The sequence below is a fragment of the Nitrospira lenta genome (genome assembly GCF_900403705.1).
In the GTDB taxonomy this organism is placed as follows: Bacteria; Nitrospirota; Nitrospiria; order Nitrospirales; family Nitrospiraceae; genus Nitrospira_D; species Nitrospira_D lenta.
The window spans coordinates 207481-224586 of sequence record NZ_OUNR01000016.1 but is presented as its reverse complement, the minus strand read 5'-3'; the positions used below and the strand labels follow the sequence as shown (position 1 = coordinate 224586).

Below are 17106 nucleotides of genomic sequence, written 5' to 3'. Positions count from 1 at the left end.
CGGGAGTGGGTCAAACCCCTGTTCCGCCCCAATTCGCTTTGACTTTCACGGCGTTGAACCGTATTCTTAGTGACTCCCCGGTTGTGTACGGAGAGGGTATTAAGAGGGGCGGGATGGCCGATTCAGGAGCGACAGGCTTCGGCGGCAAAAGTGGACAATGAAGAGGGAGGAGCGTCGAGTGATGAATCAGACTTACAAGATGGTGGGTTCCGGTGTTCTCGTATTGTGCGGCACTCTGTTGCTCAACGGCTGCGTGGTGTTGGAAGAAAAGTACAATGCGGAGAAGGCGCGGAGTCTGAATTTCCAGCGTTTGTTGGCGCAAGAAGAAAAACGCACGGCCGAGCTCGACAGCGAAGCCAAGCGAACGAAAAAAGAATTAGTGGAATTCGAGGCGAGGAACCGCGAGTTGGCTGCGCAAGTTCAGTCGGCGCGCGAGCAGATGGGCAGGCTCCAGGAGGAAACCGAGGCGGTGAAGGAGTCGGCCATGCTGGAGCGGAAGGCGATGCTGGACATGCGGAAGTCGGTCCCATCCGCAGCGGCCAAGTCCAAGAAGGTCGATGAATTGGCGGCGCTCTCACGTGAGACAGAGGCGCTCCTGAAGGATTCAACGAAAGAGATGGCCGACTTGCTTCCCCGGGCGGAAGCGACCAAACCAGGCGTCAAAGCAGGAGCCACGATTCACGTGGTCAAGCCAGGGGAAACGTTGTTTCGCGTCAGCCGCCTGTACGGGGTGTCGATCGATAAGCTGAAAAAGTGGAACAAACTGCCGGACGATATTATCGAAGTGGGGCAGAAACTCACCGTCGGGATGGAGTAATTCCGCAGGTATGGCAACGCCAACGTATTCGCTTAGCTTGGACGAGTTTCGCCGGTACGCGAAGGAGGGCAACCTCATTCCCTTGTACCGGGAAATTCTCGCGGACTATGAGACGCCGGTCTCGGCCTTTGCGAAGATCGACCACGGTCCGTCGGCATACCTGCTGGAAAGCGTGCAGGGAGGGGAGAAGTGGGCCCGCTACTCCTTCTTGGGCAGCGGGTCGCCGATCCTTATGATGGAAGATCGCGGAGATCTTCTGATCAAGGACGGGAAGCGCACCCGCCGCATCGCCTGCCATGGCGCCCCGCTGGATCGCCTGCGGGAGTTTATGGAGACGTATCGCCCCGTGACCGTTCCCGGGCTTCCCCGGTTTGTCGGGGGAGCCGTCGGATATCTCGGGTATGACATGGTCCGTACGTTTGAGAGTATTTCGTTTCGCCGGAAGGAGAGTTTGAATCTTCCGGAGTTTGCCTTTCTCCTGACCGACACGCTGCTGATTTTCGACAATGTCGCGCAGAAGATTAAAGTGGTCGCGAATGCCCATGTTGCATCGCAATCGGAGCGGGCCATCCGGCAGGCTTATCGTCAAGCCACCGCGCGGATTGAACGGATGATCGCCCGGTTGCGCCGGCCGCTGCGACGGGCAACGCCCAAGCGTCGGCGGACGCCGATCACCTTTACCCCGAATATGAGCCAGGCCGACTTCGAGAAAATGGTCAGCCTGACGCAGGAATACATCAAGGCCGGCGATATCTTTCAGTGCGTGCTCTCGCAACGCTGGGAGACGAAGCTTCATGCGACGCCGTTTCAGCTCTATCGCGCACTCCGGGTCGTCAATCCGTCCCCGTACATGTACTACCTCAGGATTGCGGGTGTCGAATTGGTGGGGTCATCGCCGGAGATTCTGGTGCGATGCGAAGACGGGCAGATATCGGTTCGCCCGATCGCCGGCACGCGCCGTCGCGGCGCCACCGCCGATGAGGATGAGCAACTGGAGCGTCGCCTGCTGGCCGACCAGAAGGAGCGGGCCGAGCATATTATGCTCGTGGACCTAGGGCGGAACGATGTCGGGCGGGTGGCCGAGAGCGGCTCCGTCAAAGTCGAATCGCTGATGAACGTCGAGCGTTACTCACATGTGATGCATATTGTGTCCAACGTGAGCGGCCGACTGGCCGAAGGGAAGACCATCTACGATGTGTTGCAGGCCTGTTTCCCGGCCGGCACGGTGTCGGGGGCCCCGAAAATTCGCGCGATGGAAATCATCGAAGAACTGGAACCGACCAGGCGAGGACCCTATGCCGGCGCGGTCGGCTACTTCGGCTTCTCCGGTAATATGGACATGTGCATCAATATCCGCACGGTCGTGGTCGCCAAGCGGCGAGCTTTCATTCAGGCCGGCGCGGGTATCGTGGCGGACTCGAATCCCGAACACGAATACGAAGAGACCTGCAATAAAGCGCGCGCCATGATGAAAGCCATCGAGTTGGCCGAACAGGGGCTGGAGTAGCGTCATGCTCTTGATGATCGACAATTACGACTCCTTTACCTACAACCTGGTGCAATACCTCGGTGAGTTAGGTGAGGATGTGCAGGTGCATCGGAACGACAAGATCACCGTGCAGCAGATCGAAGATCTTCGGCCCAGTCGTATTGTGATTTCACCGGGTCCCTGCACGCCGAAAGAAGCCGGCGTCTCCGTCGAGACGATCCGCCAATTCGCCGGACGCATGCCGATTCTCGGCGTCTGTCTCGGCCATCAGTCGTTAGGCGTGGCGTTCGGCGGTGAAGTCATCCGGGCCCAGCGGTTGATGCATGGGAAGACGTCGATGATTTCGCACGACGGAAAAACGATCTTCCAGGGATTACAGAATCCCTTTGAGGCGACACGCTATCACTCGCTGCTGGTGAATCCCAAGAATCTTCCCGACTGTCTGGAGATTTCGGCCAAGACCGCCGACGGTGAAATTATGGGACTGCGTCACCGGACGCTCGCGGTCGAGGGTGTGCAATTCCATCCGGAATCGATTTTGACGAAGGCCGGGAAAGATCTGCTGAGAAACTTCTTGAAACTCTAGTCTTGCCGGACTGTCCGTTTCCCATGATCAAAGACGCAATCGCGAAATTGGCCGACCGCACAGACCTTTCCGAACAGGAAGCGGAGGAGGTGCTGTCAGAAATCATGGACGGCGCGGCCACCTCGGCGCAGATCGCCGCCTATCTGATGGGGCTTCGCCAAAAAGGTGAAACGGTGGATGAGATCGCCGGCTCGGCTCGTGCGATGCGCGCCCGGGCCACGCGAATCCAAGTCGGCAGTTCGATCGTGCTCGACACTTGCGGAACGGGCGGTGACGGCGGACACACCTTCAATATTTCGACGACCGCGGCGTTTGTGGTAGCCGGCGCCGGACTCACGGTGGCGAAACACGGGAACCGGTCGGTGTCGTCCCGGTCGGGAAGCGCGGACGTGCTGAGCGCATTGGGCGTGAAGATCGATCTTCAGCCGGAGCGCGTCGCGAATTGTATCAATGAGGTGGGCATCGGTTTTCTGTATGCGCCGCTCTTTCATGGTGCCATGAAACATTGCGCGGTGCCGCGACAGGAAATGGGGATTCGCACCCTCTTAAATGTCCTCGGCCCGCTGGCCAACCCGGCTGGGGCCACACACCAGGTCCTCGGAGTTTATGATGCGAAACTGACCGAGGTGATGGCGAAAGTCCTGGTGCAATTGGGTTCCCAACATTGTTTTGTCTTGCATGGCATGGACGGGCTCGACGAGCTCACGGTCTGCGACCGTACGAAAGTCTCCGAAGGGAAAGCCGGGGTCGTGTCCAACTATTTTGTGACGCCGGAGGAATGCGATCTGCCCCGTGTGCACAAGAAGGAAATCGCCGGTGGAACGCCCGAAGAGAATGCCCGGATCACGAGAGACATTCTGCAAGGGAAGAAGGGGCCGACGCGCGACATTGTCTGTCTGAATGCGGCGGCTGCGATTGTCGCAGGCCAGCGGGCGAAGACGTTGAAAGACGGGCTGCGAGTCGCCAAGGAGGCGCTCGATACCGGCGCCGCAGCAGAGAAACTCGATCGGCTGGTGGCTTGGACGAAGAAAGTGTCGTAACGCATGATCCTGGATCAGATTCTCGAGCATAAGAAAGCAGAACTTCGGCACAAGCAGAGTCGCGGCTACCTGGCCGATCTCAAATCCGCCATTCGGGATGCGTCGCCGCCGCTCGGATTTGCCGTGACGCTTGATGCGACGCGGACGGCGACAAGTCCGGCCCTGATTGCCGAGGTGAAAAAAGCTTCGCCGAGTCTCGGTCTGCTGCGTCCCGAGTTTTCCGACAACTTTGACTATCTCCGTATTGCGCGCGCGTACCATGAACACGGAGCTTCGGCCTTGTCGGTGTTGACCGATAAAGATTTCTTCCAGGGTGATCTGCGGTATCTGGCAGAGATCAAGAAGGCGCTACCCATGCCGGCGTTGGACAAAGAATTCATGGTGGGGGATATCCAATTCTATGAAGCCAGGGCTCATGGCGCCGATGCGGTGCTGCTGATCGTGGCCGCATTGGAAAAGCGTCAGCTCATCGACTTTCATGCGCTGGCCACCGAACTGAAGATGGATACGCTGTTTGAAACGCATCATGAACGGGAATTGGATACGGTCCTGGAGTGGATCCCGACGGCCCGCATGATCGGCATCAACAATCGGGATCTGAAGACGTTTACGACGGATCTGGGCGTGACGTTCCGGCTGGCCAAACGCATTCCGTCCGACAAGATCATTATCAGCGAGAGCGGCATTCATACGCGCGAGCACGTAGTGAAGCTGGTAGAAGCCGGTGTGCATGCCATGCTGGTCGGTGAGTCGCTGATTAAATCCGAGAGTATCGAGAAGAAGATCGCGGAGCTTCGCGGGACAACGGAGTCAGTCAATACCCAGTGAAAGTGATGCGTTCCACGTGAAAGTCAAAATCTGCGGGATCACCAACGAGGAAGATGCGCGGGTAGCTGTTGAGGCCGGGGCCGATGCGCTCGGGTTCATCATGTATCGCAAGAGCCCGCGCTTCGTCGAAGCGGCGGTGGTCAAGCGGATCATTGATGGATTGCCGCCGTTTGTTGCGACGGTCGGCGTGTTCGTCAACGAAGAGGCCACGGTTGTGCGGCGACTTATGGACGAGTGCGGATTGGCGCTGGCTCAATTGCATGGCGACGAGTCCGCGGTCTATTGCGAAGGACTGGGGCGTCCGTCCATGAAAGCCCTGCGGCTCAAAGACCGTGGAACATTTCTGGCGCTGGCTGAGTTTCAAGGGCGCGCGAACGTCCGCGCATTCGTGGTGGACGCCTTTTCCGATCAGGCCTACGGTGGCACGGGACAGACCGTCGATTGGGCCTTGGCGGCCGAAGCGGCTCGTGCGTCCAGAATTCTTCTTGCCGGAGGACTCACGCCCGACAACGTGGCGGAGGCGATTCGCCAGGTGCGCCCCTATGGCGTCGATGTCAGCAGCGGTGTCGAGGTACGGCCGGGACAGAAGGATCATGCCAAGGTGCAAGCGTTTATCCAGGCCGCCAGGCTTGTCTCGGCTTGAGACGTCACATTATACTTCGCGATCATCTGAAAGGATCGGACTGCGATGAAGAAGGTCCCTGACAGCCATGGACGATTCGGCCCCTACGGCGGCCGCTATGTTCCGGAAACGCTCATGCCGGCGCTGCTTGAACTGGAGCAGGAATATGCGGCGGCTCGGAAAGATCGCGGGTTCCGCCAGGAGTTGGCCTACTATCTCAAGCAGTATGTCGGGCGGCCGACGTCGCTGTATCTTGCCTCGCGGCTGACCAAGAAACTTGGCGGCGCCAAAATTTATTTGAAGCGAGAAGATCTCTGCCATACCGGCGCGCATAAAATTAACAATGCCATCGGCCAGGTACTCCTGGCGATGCGGATGAAGAAGCCCCGGATCATTGCCGAAACTGGCGCAGGGCAGCATGGTGTGGCCACGGCGACGGCAGCCGCGATGTTCGGCCTGGAGTGCGAAATCTACATGGGCACGGAGGATATGCAGCGGCAGGCGCTGAATGTCTTTCGGATGCGCTTGCTCGGTGCGAAAGTCACCGGCGTCGACGCCGGCAGCCGAACGCTCAAGGACGCTATCAGCGAGGCCATGCGAGACTGGACCACGAACGTGCGTACAACTCACTATATTCTCGGCTCGGTGCTGGGCGCGCATCCCTATCCGATGATGATCCGAGATTTTCAGGCGATCATCGGACAGGAAGCCCGTAAACAGATTCTCGCTGCGGAAGGCAAGTTGCCCGACTATCTGGTGGCCTGTGTCGGCGGGGGAAGCAATTCCATCGGATTGTTCCACGCCTTTCTCGGCGATAAGAAGGTCAAGATGATCGGCGTCGAGGCGGGAGGCACCGGCATCGAAAGCGGAAAACATGCCGCGCGCTTTTTCGGCGGAAAGCCTGGCGTACTCCAGGGGACGATGACGTATCTCCTGCAAGATGAAGACGGGCAGATTAATTTGACCCACTCGGTGTCGGCGGGGCTGGACTATGCAGCCGTGGGACCGGAGCACAGCCTCTATCACGATTTGAAACGTGTTCAATACACCTATGCCACTGACGATGAAGCATTGGCCGCCTTCGATCTGCTGGCGACAGTGGAGGGGATTGTGCCTGCGCTGGAAAGTGCGCATGCTATCGCCGAGGTTGTGAAGCTGGCTCCGAAGCTCAAGAAATCCAACGTCATCATTGCCAATCTTTCCGGGCGTGGAGACAAGGATGTTCAGCAGGTGGCGCGGATGCGGGGGGTGACGCTATGACCGGACGGATTGAATCGACCTTCCAGCGCTTGCGCCAGGAAAATAAGAAAGCGTTGATTGCCTATCTGATGGCCGGCGATCCGACCTTGGCTGATACCGAGCGGCTGGTCGTGGAGATCGAGCAAGCAGGAGCCGACATCATTGAGCTTGGCGTCCCGTTTTCAGATCCGATCGCCGATGGTCCGGTCATCCAGTTGGCGGCAGAACGAGGGCTGCGAAGCGGGACGTCGCTCAAGAAGATCTTGGCCATGATGAAGTCGCTCCGGATGCGAACCCAGGTTCCGATCGTGCTCATGGTCTATTACAACTCGATCCATGCCATGGGGGTGGAGCCATTTTGCCGTGCGGCAGGGGAGGCGGGAGTTGATGGGCTGATCGTGCCCGACATGCCGCCCGATGAAGCGGGTCCGTTGAAAGGTCCGGCGGCGGTAGCTGGCTTGCGACTGATTTTCCTCTTGGCGCCCACCAGTACGACGGAACGGCGGGAATATGTCGCCAAGGAATCTCAAGGATTTCTCTACTATGTCTCGCTCACCGGGATTACCGGAGCCAAGATTCAAAACATGGCGGAAGTCGGTAAGAACGTCGGCAAGATCAAGAAGGTGACCAAGACGCCGGTCGCAGTCGGATTCGGTGTGTCAACGCCGGAAGATGCTGCCACGGTGTCGGCCATGGCGGATGGAGTCATCGTCGGAAGTGCGATCGTGAAGCAAATTGCGGCGCACCAGCAATCCTCAGACATGCCGGAGAAAGTCGGCCGCTTTGTCGCATCTTTGAAAACGGCGATGAACTAGAGTGTCTAGGATGGGGACTGGTTCTTGGACGAGTCTGTTGGATAAGCGAGGGTCTACCGCTTGCCGGAGCTTGTCGATGGCGGCATGTACTTGATCATCTCATCGGTCAATTCAGCCGCGACGTCCTTCAGATTCGGCTTGAAGAACATATAACTGCTGGCCTTCTCGTGTCTGGCCTTCCAGACGGTCGTTCCGGTTGTGGCATCGATGAGACGCATGCTCAGACCGACACGACCGACATTGTCGCCTTCTTTTCTCGAATACTCCCAGGCATTGATTCGAATCACGAGAAATGATTCGACATTGAGCGACTTGCCCAGCTTGATCGCCGATTCCTTGTCCGATTGACCGGTCATTTCAAGCCGAGAGAAATAGAACACCAGCGAGTCAAACGCTTCTTTTGATCCCTGAAAGATATCAGTGACTTGCTCGGCCGGGACGACTCGTTCGATCCGTCCTGTCTTGCTGAGCGACCCCGCGAGGACTTCTTGAATATCCTCACGCGCGCTGTCGTATTGGCTGGCCATGGGAGGCAACACCGCGATGGACTGAGGGCGAAACACTCGGGCGCCGGGGCCTTCCCACGTTTCCTGAAGACCACCGCAGCCGGCCAGCGTGAGAAGCACTGCACTCGCGAGCAAAACCTGTCGAAGGGGCTTATTCAACAACATCATAACGTTCAGTATACCATTAGAATGTCAAAGAGAGGGAGAGAGAGCCCAATATCCCTTGTTCGCGGAAGTCATACCCTGCGCCGAAATCCATTCGAAAGGCGAAGATGCGCAGACCAAACCCTGCAGTCGGAGTGATCGTCGATCCCGCATCCTGCACGTTCTTGTAAGCACCGGCACGCAAGGACAGAAACTCATTTAAGATCGTCTGTTCCAATCCCACGCTGAGCACTTGGCTCTTCAGGCCTGGGACAAACGTCTTGTTCGAAGTGACATCCATGTCGGCGGTAAGCGTCAGGCTCGAATAGGGGTTGACGGCCACGCCGCCGCGGACTTGCGGGACGATTTTGAGCTTTGTGCCGTCCGGGGCATCGAATTCCGGTTGGTTGAGGTCTTTCGCCACGATGCCCAACCGGAGCCATGATGCCGGACGGTAGATCGCACCAACGTCGACTCCAAAAGCCGTTGAGAGCTTGGATTTACCGAAATTGTCGGAGAGCGTCACGTCTTGGCCGTTGATGGTTGCGGACCCGGAGTAGGCTGCACCTTGAATAGCTTTCGCCGTGATTCCAATCGCGAAGGTCTTATCCGCAAAGGCATAGGCATAAGAAAAAGCCGCCTGCCTTGCTTCAAGTCCGCGAAGCGCCATTTGCCCGTCGACGGTGATCGGCCCGGCTCCGGTGGCCGTTACCGGCCGCGAAATAAATCCTCCGCTCGTCGCCACATCCGACACATTGAATCCGAAGGCATGCTCTCCGAAGTGGCCTTTAAAATAGAGGCCGGCGGCGCCGCTTGCCGACAGCGAAGCGCCGGGGCGATTGAGTCGATTGGCCAAGTCATTCGCTCGCCCGGCATTGGCCGCATTGCTCAAATCAAGATCTTCTATATCCTTCAGGGCCCGGACAAGACCGTGGCGATCCGTGCCTTGCGCGGTGGCTTGCAGCCGGATATCCACCGTCTGCGTCATGGCCAGGCCGGCCGGATTCCAATAGGTAGCGAGGGCATCTGTCGTAATCGCCACTCCGGCGCCACCCATGCCGGCGGCTCGCGGGCCGACCACGACAAACTCTCCGGCGAGGACCGGACTCGAAATCAGCACGAGTGTTGCCAACCACAAAGTGCGAATCAATAGATGTTTCATAGCTTTGTCTCGCATGAAGCGGAGCGCACTCCGCAATAATTTTGCAGTCTAGGGATCTCGACCATGTCCGTCAAGACTTAGACGATCATTCCATCTTGCATGTGAATGATGCGGTCGGATTGGGCGGAGAGCTTGTCGTTGTGGGTCACAATCACGAAGGTCGTTTTGCGGGTTCGGTTCAAATCCCGGAGCAGGCCGAAGAGAGATTCACCTGTGTGCGTGTCAAGATTTCCAGTCGGCTCATCGGCGAGGACGAGGTCGGGTTTCTGCAAGAGGGCCCGGGCGACGGCCACTCGTTGCTGTTCGCCGCCGGATAACTCGCCGGGCTTATGATGAAGCCGCTGTCCCAATCCCACTTCCTGCAGCAGGGTCGTGGCCTCCTGCTCAATCTCCTCAATGGGGCGCCGCTGAATGAGCGCTGGCATGCAGGCGTTTTCCAGCGCGGTGAATTCGGGCAAGAGATGATGAAATTGAAAGACAAAGCCGATGCGGCGGTTGCGGAATTCGGCCTGCTGCGCCTCGGACATCTTGAAAAGGTCCTGATTGTCGAAGTAGACGGTTCCGGTGGTAGGCCGGTCGAGCATGCCCATGATATGGAGCATGGTGCTTTTACCGGCGCCTGACGCTCCGACGATCGCCACCATTTGCCCGCGAGGGATTTCCAAATCGATTCCCTTGAGCACCGTGAGTTCTTGCGACCCCATGGTGAAGGATTTGTGCAGGTTCGTGATTCGGATCATCGGATAGTTCTCTTCGGTCATGGGTGTAGGCGTGGTGGTCATTCGTAGCGCAGGGCCGCAACTGGTTCGAGTTTGGCCGCCTGGAGCGACGGGTAGACGGTCGCGGCAAAACTAATGAGGATCGCGGAGCCGGCCACGAGGAGCACATCGAGTGCCTGGACGTGGACGGGAATTCTGGAGATGTAGTAGACGGTCGGGTCAAATGTCCAAAAGGTCTGGATCAGCCAGAGGAAGGCATAGCCCAAGGGAATGCCGATGGCCGTGCCGCTGAAGCCGATGATGAGGCCGTTCAGCATGAAGATGCGCCGGATGCTTTTCCTGGTGGCGCCCATGGCTTTCAGGATCGCAATCTCTTTCTGCTTTTCCGTGACGATCATCGTGAGCGTGCTGACGATGTTGAATGAGGCGACAATGGTGATCAGAACCAGCAGCAGAAACATCATGGTCTTTTCCAGCTTCAGCGCTGAAAAAAGATTGCGGTTCATCTGCATCCAATCTCTGGCACTGTACACAAATCCCAGTGAGCCTTCGATGTTGTGGGCGATGTCGTTCGCGCGAAACACGTCGGTCACTTTGACTTCAATCCCAGAAACCGTTGCCCCCATATTGAAGAACTTCTGAGCCTCGGCGAGATCGATATAGGCCAGCGACGAATCGTATTCATACATGCCGGAGTGAAAGAGGCCGACGACGACAAACGTGCGAATCTTCGGGACCATGCCCATGGCGCTGATCGGGCCGACGGGCGAGACTACAGTGACGGTGTCGCCCACGAACGCCCCGAGGCGCATCGCCAGCTCTTTCCCAAGGATGATTCCCGGTTTCTCCATCTCAACGGCCGGACCGGTAGGATCGTCGGCCGGCGGCTGCTTTATTTTGACGGGCGTGCTCAGATCCGATAGTTCGCCGGTGCCGAGGTTCTTGGCGATCTCAGTGACCTGCCCTTCCCGCTGCGGATCAATTCCGCGGAGCACGATGCCTTGGACGCCGTTGGGCGTTGTCAGCAGGACCTGCTTAAGGACAAACGGGGTGGCAGCCACGACATCTTGGACGGCTTCAATCTGTTTCGTGGTCGGTTCGTAGTCGGCCATGCCGTCTTTCATCCGGTCCTGCACAATGATGTGGGCCGTGGTCCCGAGAATCTTGGCCTGAATGTCCTCTTTGAAACCGGTCATGATGCCGACGGTTCCGATCAGGGCCGCCACGCCGAGGGTAATCCCGGCGATCGACACAAATGTGTTGAGGGAGATCGTCCGGTTTCGCCGCTTGGCGCGGAGATAACGGAGGCCGACAAAGATTTCATACGGCATCGACATGGGCGCTTATTTCTCCGGCCGGAGTTGAGGAAAGAGGACTACATCGCGGATCGACGCCTGATTCGTGAAGAGCATGATCAGGCGGTCGATGCCGATCCCTTCGCCGGCGGTCGGCGGCATGCCGTATTCCAATGCGCGCAGGAAATCCTCATCGACGAGATGCGCTTCTTCGTCACCGGCTTCACGCTGCGCGGCCTGGCCTTCGAACCGTTCTCGCTGATCGAGCGGGTCGTTCAACTCTGAGAACGCATTCGCGATTTCCCGCCCGGCGATATAGAGCTCAAACCGGTCGGTAAGCGCGGGATTGGAATCTTTCCGCCTGGCGAGGGGAGAGATTTCGATCGGATAGTCGGTGATGAAGGTCGGTTGAATCAGATTCGGCTCGACGGTTTCCTCGAAGATCTCATTCACAATATTGAAGAGCGTGGCCTTGGGATCGACCTGGAGCCCGAGCGATTTTGCGGCAGCGGCGGCCTTGTCCCTGTCTTGCAGAACCGATGGATCCAGTTTGTTCACTTCCAGAATGGACTGGTGGTAGGACCAGCGTCGCCAGGGTGGTGTGAGAGTAATCTCTTTGCCCTGGTACTCAATCACAGTTTTGCCGAGCAGCTGCTGAGCCAGACTGGAGACCATGTCCTCGGTCAGGACGATCAAGTCCTGATAGTCGGCGTACGAGACGTAGAACTCCAGCATGGTGAATTCAGGATTGTGAATTGTGGAGATGCCTTCGTTGCGGAAATTGCGATTGATTTCGAATACGCGGGGAAAGCCGCCGACGATGAGGCGTTTGAGGTACAGCTCCGGCGCGATGCGCAAGTAGAGATCGATGCCGAGCGCGTTGTGATGGGTCACAAAAGGCTTCGCCGCCGCGCCGCCGGGGATGGGGTGCATCATCGGGGTTTCGACTTCCAGGAATCCGCGCTCGATCAGGTAGGACCGGATGCCCGCGATGATTTTGCTGCGAGTGGCGAAGATACTGTGGACGTCCGGATTCGCAATCAGATCGACATAGCGTTGCCGGTAGCGCGTTTCGACGTCAGTGAGCCCGTGCCACTTTTCAGGCAATGGCCGAAGGGCTTTGCTCAAGAACGTGAGTTCGCGCACTTCTACGGTGAATTCATTGGTCTTGGTGCGGAAGAGAGTGCCGGTGACGCCGATCCAGTCACCCAGGTCGAGCTGTTCCGTTACCATGTACGACTGTTCGGTGAGGAGATCTTTTTTGAGATAGACCTGCAAGCGGTCCGCGCCGTCTTGTATGACGGCAAAGCCGGCTTTCCCGAACCGGCGCAGTGCGACGACGCGGCCGGCGAAGGTGCAGCTGATCTTTTCCTCTTCCAGGACTTCCTTGGATTTCTCGGAATGCAGCTTGATGAGCATGCCCGCGCGGTCTTTGATCTCAAAGCGAGTGCCGTAGGGGGCCACGCCGCCGGCGCGCAATTGATCGAGTTTCTTGATGCGTTGCTGTCGTTGTTCGTTCAATTCATCCATGGTCGTTCCGTGTCCTGTTAATCCTCATCCGTGCCGGCCGTGGTCGGGGCGAGGAGCGCTCCGGCCATCTTCTTCTTCAAATACGCTTCAATAAATGTATCCAGATCGCCGTCCATGACTGCCGCCACGTTCCCGGTTTCATGAGCCGTCCGGTGGTCTTTGACCATTTGATAGGGCTGGAACACATAGGAGCGGATCTGGCTGCCCCAGCCGATCTCTTTCTTCTCGCCGACGATGGCGTTGAATTCCGCCTCTTTCTTTTTCTGCTCCACTTCGAAAAGACGGGCTTTGAGAATCTTCATCGCGCCGTTGCGATTCTGAAGTTGCGATCGCTCGTTCTGACATTGCACCACGATGTTGGTGGGAATGTGCGTAATCCGGATCGCCGTCTCAACCTTGTTCACGTTCTGGCCGCCGGCGCCGCCGGCTCGAAACGTATCGATTCTCAGCTCTTTATCGTCGATGACGACATCAATGTCATCATTGAGTTCCGGATAGACGAAGACCGAGGCAAAGGAGGTGTGGCGCCGCTTGTTGGCATCAAAGGGAGAGATGCGCACCAGGCGGTGCACGCCGGCTTCAGCCTTCAAGTACCCGTATGCATAGGGGCCCGTCACAGAGATGGTCACACTTTTGATGCCGGCTTCGTCGCCGTGGAGCAGATCCAATGTTTCTACCTTGAACTTTTTGGTTTCAGCCCATCGAACATACATGCGCAGGAGCATCTGCGCCCAATCCTGCGACTCGGTGCCGCCGGCGCCGGGATGAATGGCCATAATCGCATTGTTCGAATCAAGTTCTCCGGAGAGGAGCATCTCGACGCGGAGCGTGGCCAGCGTGGTTTCAAGGCGATGAAGCTCGGTCGTCAGTTCTTGTTCAAGGGAGGCGTCCTGACCTTCCTCCGCTAATTCCAGCAAGGCGTGAAGATCGCCGAGCTTCGCCTCGATCTCGCGCCATTGGATCAGCTCGCGCTCAATCGTGACTTTTTTTCTGCTGGTCGATGCGGCTGATTTGGTGTCGTTCCAGAATGTCGGGACGCCCATCTTGGCTTCGAGCTCTTCGAGCTCAGCGGTCATGCGAGCGAGGTCAAAGATGCCCCCGTAGTTCCGAGACCTGCACGCCGACTGTCTGCACGCGACTCCGCACCTCGTCTAACATGACTCGTGTCCTTTCGACTTACACAGGGGTGATGGCGATGGTGCCATAGGCTGACTCGTTCGGCCGGAGCAGACTGATCAGGCACAAACGCGCACAGCGTACCATACAGCGGCAGACAAGCACAGACTTGCTCATACCGGGGTGATGGCGGTGGTGCCGTGAACCGGCTCTTTGGGCCGGAGGAGACTGATCAGGCACAACAGCGCGCAGATTACCACACAGCCGTAGGCAAACACATCCCCGTACCGGCTGTAGAAGGTGCGCGGTTGCCAGACGGGGATCGTCACCCGAACCGACTCCTCCGTATAGAGTCCGGTGGCGTGCAGAATCCGTCCGTAAGGATCGACGGCGCCGGTGATCCCGGTGTTGGCGGAGCGCGCAAAGGCCAGATGATTTTCTACCGAGCGGAAGACCACCATAGAAAAGTGCTGGGCGGGCGCCGATGAGTGCCCGAACCATCCGTCATTCGTAATGGTTACCAGGAATTCCGCGCCGTTGACCGCGAGTTGCCGGACCAGATCCGGAAAGATCACTTCATAGCAAATAGCTACGCCGAACTTGACGGGGCGTGACGGAACGGAGGTTCCATCTTCCCGGATCGTTGCTTTGGGCGTCAACGACAACGTGGTTCCGCCTGGACCGGCTTCAAAATCGCCGATGCCTTCAACCAGTTTATCGAGGAAAAATAGCAACGATGATTTCAGTGGAATGTATTCTCCGAACGGGACTAGGTGGTGTTTGTCGTACCGTCCGAGGATGGTTCCATCTGCGGACAGCAGATAGGCGCTGTTTAATAAGTAGGGGCGGCGATCCGGGTAAAAGCGCAATGCCGGGCTGCCGAACAGGATCGGGGCTTTGGCCCGGTCGGCCAGGGCCATGAGTTGGAGCTGATAGTCTTTCTCCCGTTCGAATATGAATGGCGTGGCAGCTTCGGGCCAGACGATCAAGTCGGTCGTCTCGCCAAATTGGCCGGTCAGGCGATCGAATCGATGCATCGTTTCGTCTCGATAGGCGCTGTCCCATTTCATCACCTGGTCGATATTGGGTTGAACCAATCCGACGGTTACGACCCCTTTCGGCGTGGGCAGTGCGGATCCGGTTAGAAGCGATTCTCCATAGCCGTACGTCAGGAGCATGAGCAGGCTGGTGATGGTAGCGAGTTCCCAGGGCAGCTTTTTCGGGCGGAATCCGCGGAAGAAGGGCATCAGCCACAACAGCATTTCGGCAAGCGTGAGATTCACGAGGATAATCAGGAAGGAGACGCCATACACACCGAGGTGGTCGGCGACTTGGATAATCTCCAGCTCGCGATATTGCGAATAGCCCAGCAGGCTCCAGGGAAATCCTGAAAAGGCGTAGGTCCTCAGCAGCTCAAGCGAGACCCACACACAGGGGGAGAAAAAAATTCCGTACCGTGGTAAGAATTCACGCAACCAGACGACGCTCCAGCTGTAGATTCCGACGTAGAGTCCAAGGTAGGCTGTGAGCAGGAGCAAAATAACAGAGCTGACGGGGAGCGGGACTTTCCCATAGGTGGTCATGACGGTCACGACCCAGACCATAATCCCGGTGAATCCAATCGTTCCCGTCAGGCATCCGATCCAAAAGGCGCGTCGTCTCGTCGCCGAGTCTAGAGCGATATGAAGGGGGATCAGGGCCACCCATGCGAGCAGGCCCAGATCGAATTTCGGGAAGCACAATGGGAGAAGGAGACCACTTATGCAGGCAAGAATAAGCTGGCGCACACGCATTCGATCCATCGTGCGGTACCATAACGAAAGCGATTTCGACTTGCAAGGAACCGGTAGACGGGGCAGATTGTTGAATCGGCCGGATGCGAAGTGTTGGGCGGTGCTGGCGGTGCTGGTTGCAAGCCTTGTGACGAATGCTCCAGTCCATGCGGATGAGCCGTCGACACTCGGCGACCGGATTTCCGAGAAGCTCATCCGTGGGGTGGCGAATATTTCGACCGGATGGATCGAGGTCCCGCGGCAGATTTATGAAGTCGGGACTCATGAGGGGTGGGTGAGCGGCCTGCTGCGCGGTCCGTTCGACGGCATCGGAATGTTTTTCGCGCGCACCGTCGCCGGCGTCGTGGAAACAGCGACCTTCGCCGTTCCGCTGCCGACCTACGAACCCATGGTGACACCGGCATATGCATGGGAATCCGATGATCCCTCAGACTCGACGGCAGTTGACGGCAAGTAGATACAGAACCTATTCGAGGGAGACTATGGACGAGTCGACTCCAACACGCAGGATCCGCATCACCCCATTCACCAGAGCGGACGCCGCGCCGGTGGATGACTCAGGCTTTTGGATGGGCGGAGAGGCGTCAGTGGGCACTCAAGCCCGCCGGCATGTGTGTCAGACAGAACGGAATACCCCGGGCCTCGCCCTCACGATTCTTGGCCTCACCTTCCTGGGCGGCCTTGCTTTGGGAACGGTTACGTCCAGCCTTTTGCGCAAGATGCGGTCATAGTCTGACCCCGCTCCCGCTTTATCAGGCTGCTCAAAAAGGCTGTTCAGCAAGGCCGCAGCGGGTGAAGCGGCGAGGCGTACCCTTGTGGCACGTTGAGCCTCTGAACGAAGCGAGAACGCCGCTGGCAGATTTTTTCAGCAGCCTGCTATTTGTTCCGCTCAGGTTGTTGATGGATCCAGTGGTCGGGGGAGGGAGCGGTTGCCTGATAGGCTTGGCCGAACCCTAGGACTAGATGGGCGTCCTGCAGTTGCAGCTCCCACAGCGAAAAATCCGCAAATCCAAACGTCATGGCAGATTTTGGAAATCGCGCGAGATAGCGCGCTTTCATCTGTGCATAGGTAGGCGCGTCCGGCGACAGAATTGTGGCTGTGCCCTGTAGATTGATTCTGCGCAACGCCAACGGGTTTTTCTCAGCGTGATCAGGCTCAGAAAGAAAGAGCGACACCTGTGGGTCCTGACGCAGATGCTGGGTGTGCAGGGCAAGTTGGCTGAGGTGTAGATACACTCTCGTCCAATTGTCGCCCAGCACATAGGGTACATGCGAACCGAAGGGCTTCCCGTTTCGCATCGTGAGGAGCACGCCGGTTCGCACGTCCTGCGTCAGTGCTATCCACGCGTCGCGTACCGCTTCATTGGGCATTGACTCAGTCATCGTCCAGATCCTCTCGCACATA

The 17106-nt window shown here is 57.8% G+C and carries 18 protein-coding genes; 10 read left to right on the top strand and 8 right to left on the bottom strand.

Features of this window, described 5'->3' with window-relative positions:
- The first annotated feature begins 178 nt into the window (after positions 1 to 178).
- The 8 genes from NITLEN_RS10820 to trpA are packed head-to-tail and all read left to right on the top strand — an operon-like array spanning position 179 to position 7436.
- On the top strand, positions 179 to 817 hold the full coding sequence (locus NITLEN_RS10820) for a LysM peptidoglycan-binding domain-containing protein (protein WP_219999440.1): 639 nt from the start codon (positions 179 to 181) through the stop codon (positions 815 to 817).
- A gap of 10 nt (positions 818 to 827) precedes the next feature.
- Entirely contained in the window at positions 828 to 2324 is a 1497-nt protein-coding gene (trpE, locus tag NITLEN_RS10815; RefSeq protein WP_121989624.1) for an anthranilate synthase component I, read from the top strand.
- Positions 2325 to 2328: 4 nt separating this feature from the next.
- Positions 2329 to 2892, top strand: a complete 564-nt coding sequence (gene pabA / locus NITLEN_RS10810) for an aminodeoxychorismate/anthranilate synthase component II (RefSeq protein ID WP_121989623.1) — start codon at positions 2329 to 2331, stop codon at positions 2890 to 2892.
- A 23-nt stretch (positions 2893 to 2915) separates the two neighbouring features.
- Positions 2916 to 3932 (top strand): anthranilate phosphoribosyltransferase, encoded by a 1017-nt coding sequence (gene trpD, locus NITLEN_RS10805; RefSeq protein ID WP_121989622.1) that lies wholly within the window; start codon positions 2916 to 2918, stop codon positions 3930 to 3932.
- Between the two features lie 3 nt (positions 3933 to 3935).
- The gene (gene trpC / locus NITLEN_RS10800) at positions 3936 to 4760 is read left to right on the top strand and encodes an indole-3-glycerol phosphate synthase TrpC (RefSeq protein ID WP_121989621.1); all 825 of its coding nucleotides are present in this window, start codon (positions 3936 to 3938) and stop codon (positions 4758 to 4760) included.
- Positions 4761 to 4776: 16 nt separating this feature from the next.
- A complete protein-coding gene (locus tag NITLEN_RS10795) occupies positions 4777 to 5403 on the top strand; it encodes a phosphoribosylanthranilate isomerase (RefSeq protein ID WP_121989620.1) in 627 nt (208 codons plus the stop codon).
- Between the two features lie 45 nt (positions 5404 to 5448).
- Positions 5449 to 6642: a tryptophan synthase subunit beta gene (gene trpB / locus NITLEN_RS10790; RefSeq protein ID WP_121989619.1), complete on the top strand. Its 1194-nt coding sequence runs from the start codon at positions 5449 to 5451 to the stop codon at positions 6640 to 6642.
- The gene (gene trpA, locus NITLEN_RS10785; protein ID WP_121989618.1) at positions 6639 to 7436 is read left to right on the top strand and encodes a tryptophan synthase subunit alpha; all 798 of its coding nucleotides are present in this window, start codon (positions 6639 to 6641) and stop codon (positions 7434 to 7436) included. Before trpB ends, trpA begins: the two co-directional genes overlap by 4 nt.
- A gap of 53 nt (positions 7437 to 7489) precedes the next feature.
- On the opposite strand, the gene NITLEN_RS10780 is transcribed toward trpA, so the two are convergent.
- The 7 genes from NITLEN_RS10780 to lnt all read right to left on the bottom strand — a co-directional run bounded on the left by NITLEN_RS10780 (position 7490) and on the right by lnt (position 15701).
- A complete protein-coding gene (locus tag NITLEN_RS10780; protein WP_121989617.1) occupies positions 7490 to 8110 on the bottom strand; it encodes a hypothetical protein in 621 nt (206 codons plus the stop codon).
- A gap of 16 nt (positions 8111 to 8126) precedes the next feature.
- Positions 8127 to 9248 carry a conjugal transfer protein TraF gene (traF, locus tag NITLEN_RS10775; RefSeq protein WP_181416797.1) on the bottom strand — a complete coding sequence of 374 codons (1122 nt, stop codon included), beginning with the start codon at positions 9246 to 9248 and terminating at the stop codon, positions 8127 to 8129.
- Between the two features lie 77 nt (positions 9249 to 9325).
- A complete protein-coding gene (locus tag NITLEN_RS10770) occupies positions 9326 to 9988 on the bottom strand; it encodes an ABC transporter ATP-binding protein (RefSeq protein WP_121989796.1) in 663 nt (220 codons plus the stop codon).
- Positions 9989 to 10026: 38 nt separating this feature from the next.
- Complete coding sequence (locus tag NITLEN_RS10765; RefSeq protein WP_181416824.1) at positions 10027 to 11298, bottom strand: lipoprotein-releasing ABC transporter permease subunit; 1272 nt, start codon at positions 11296 to 11298, stop codon at positions 10027 to 10029.
- Between the two features lie 12 nt (positions 11299 to 11310).
- Entirely contained in the window at positions 11311 to 12792 is a 1482-nt protein-coding gene (gene lysS / locus NITLEN_RS10760; RefSeq protein ID WP_121989614.1) for a lysine--tRNA ligase, read from the bottom strand.
- 17 nt (positions 12793 to 12809) lie between these two features.
- Positions 12810 to 13950 (bottom strand): peptide chain release factor 2 gene (gene prfB, locus NITLEN_RS10755; RefSeq protein ID WP_181416796.1). Its coding sequence is split into 2 segments (ribosomal slippage): positions 12810 to 13880 and positions 13882 to 13950, totalling 1140 coding nucleotides; the frame shifts between segments, so codons are not numbered across the junction.
- 131 nt (positions 13951 to 14081) lie between these two features.
- Positions 14082 to 15701, bottom strand: coding sequence for an apolipoprotein N-acyltransferase (lnt, locus tag NITLEN_RS10750; protein WP_245924432.1), 1620 nt, complete (start codon positions 15699 to 15701; stop codon positions 14082 to 14084).
- On the opposite strand from lnt, the gene NITLEN_RS10745 reads away from it, so the two are divergent.
- Both NITLEN_RS10745 and NITLEN_RS10740 read left to right on the top strand, forming a co-directional pair.
- The gene (locus NITLEN_RS10745) at positions 15670 to 16158 is read left to right on the top strand and encodes an exosortase system-associated protein, TIGR04073 family (protein WP_121989795.1); all 489 of its coding nucleotides are present in this window, start codon (positions 15670 to 15672) and stop codon (positions 16156 to 16158) included. The two genes, lnt and NITLEN_RS10745, sit on opposite strands and share 32 nt — an antisense overlap.
- A gap of 25 nt (positions 16159 to 16183) precedes the next feature.
- Entirely contained in the window at positions 16184 to 16432 is a 249-nt protein-coding gene (locus NITLEN_RS10740) for a hypothetical protein (protein WP_121989611.1), read from the top strand.
- A gap of 145 nt (positions 16433 to 16577) precedes the next feature.
- On the opposite strand, the gene NITLEN_RS10735 is transcribed toward NITLEN_RS10740, so the two are convergent.
- The gene (locus NITLEN_RS10735; protein WP_181416794.1) at positions 16578 to 17084 is read right to left on the bottom strand and encodes a HugZ family pyridoxamine 5'-phosphate oxidase; all 507 of its coding nucleotides are present in this window, start codon (positions 17082 to 17084) and stop codon (positions 16578 to 16580) included.
- Between the last annotated feature and the right edge of the window lie 22 nt (positions 17085 to 17106).

Bases quoted from the DNA above. Each gene is read 5' to 3' on its own strand.
- pabA (WP_121989623.1), top strand. From the start codon at position 2,329: ATGCTCTTGATGATCGACAATTACGACTCCTTTACCTACAACCTGGTG.
- NITLEN_RS10745 (WP_121989795.1), top strand. From the start codon at position 15,670: ATGCAGGCAAGAATAAGCTGGCGCACACGCATTCGATCCATCGTGCGG.
- trpE (WP_121989624.1), top strand. From the start codon at position 828: ATGGCAACGCCAACGTATTCGCTTAGCTTGGACGAGTTTCGCCGGTAC.
- NITLEN_RS10765 (WP_181416824.1), bottom strand. From the start codon at position 11,298: ATGCCGTATGAAATCTTTGTCGGCCTCCGTTATCTCCGCGCCAAGCGG.
- lnt (WP_245924432.1), bottom strand. From the start codon at position 15,701: ATGCGTGTGCGCCAGCTTATTCTTGCCTGCATAAGTGGTCTCCTTCTC.
- trpA (WP_121989618.1), top strand. From the start codon at position 6,639: ATGACCGGACGGATTGAATCGACCTTCCAGCGCTTGCGCCAGGAAAAT.
- lysS (WP_121989614.1), bottom strand. From the start codon at position 12,792: ATGGATGAATTGAACGAACAACGACAGCAACGCATCAAGAAACTCGAT.
- NITLEN_RS10770 (WP_121989796.1), bottom strand. From the start codon at position 9,988: ATGATCCGAATCACGAACCTGCACAAATCCTTCACCATGGGGTCGCAA.
- NITLEN_RS10735 (WP_181416794.1), bottom strand. From the start codon at position 17,084: ATGACTGAGTCAATGCCCAATGAAGCGGTACGCGACGCGTGGATAGCA.
- NITLEN_RS10780 (WP_121989617.1), bottom strand. From the start codon at position 8,110: ATGATGTTGTTGAATAAGCCCCTTCGACAGGTTTTGCTCGCGAGTGCA.
- trpD (WP_121989622.1), top strand. From the start codon at position 2,916: ATGATCAAAGACGCAATCGCGAAATTGGCCGACCGCACAGACCTTTCC.
- traF (WP_181416797.1), bottom strand. From the start codon at position 9,248: ATGAAACATCTATTGATTCGCACTTTGTGGTTGGCAACACTCGTGCTG.
- trpB (WP_121989619.1), top strand. From the start codon at position 5,449: ATGAAGAAGGTCCCTGACAGCCATGGACGATTCGGCCCCTACGGCGGC.
- trpC (WP_121989621.1), top strand. From the start codon at position 3,936: ATGATCCTGGATCAGATTCTCGAGCATAAGAAAGCAGAACTTCGGCAC.
- NITLEN_RS10740 (WP_121989611.1), top strand. From the start codon at position 16,184: ATGGACGAGTCGACTCCAACACGCAGGATCCGCATCACCCCATTCACC.